The organism is Kitasatospora nipponensis (assembly GCF_039528135.1).
In the GTDB taxonomy this organism is placed as follows: domain Bacteria; phylum Actinomycetota; class Actinomycetes; order Streptomycetales; family Streptomycetaceae; genus Kitasatospora; species Kitasatospora nipponensis.
In genome coordinates, this window is the sequence record NZ_BAAALF010000825.1 from 1 (window position 1) to 634 (window position 634).

General features: G+C 63.7%; 1 protein-coding gene. It reads right to left on the bottom strand.

Annotation, left to right across the window (positions count from 1 at the left end; translation table 11 throughout):
* The coding region (locus ABD323_RS43540) for a UDP-galactopyranose mutase (RefSeq protein WP_344447549.1) at positions 1-634 on the bottom strand (634 nt) is incomplete at both ends.

Consider the following 634-nt stretch of genomic DNA (forward strand, 5'->3'; position numbering starts at 1 on the left):
AACATCGACAGTGCCGACCCGATCGCCATGTGCATCTCGAGGTACTTGTACGTGCCGAGGCGGCCACCGAACAGCACGTTGCGCTCCTTGGCCTCGACCTTCGCAAGCTCGCGGTACCGCTCGAGCTTCTCCCGGTCGTCCGGGGTGTTGATCGGGTAGTACGGCTCGTCGTCCTCGTTGGCGAACCGCGAGTACTCCCGCACGATGACCGTCTTGTCCTTCGGGTACCGGTCCTCGCGCTCCGGGTGGAAGTGCCGGAACTCGTGGATCCGGGTGTAGGGCACCTCCTGGTCGTTGTAGTTCATGACCGGTGTGCCCTGGTAGTCGCCGGTGGGCACGACCTCGGATTCGAAGTCGAGCGTGCGCCAGCCGAGACGACCCTCGGAGTAGTCGAAATAAAGGTCGAGCGGGCCGGTGTACACGACCGGCGTACCCGCGGGGATCTGATCACGCACGTCGAAGTAGTCGACGTTCAAGCGCACCTCGATGTTGGGATGTTCGGCCATCTTCTCGAGCCACGCGGTGTACCCGTCGACGGGCAGCCCCTCGTAGGTGTCGTTGAAGTACCGGTTGTTGAACGTGTAGCGCACCGGGAGCCGCGCGATGTTCCCGGCCGGCAGTTCCTTGGGATCGG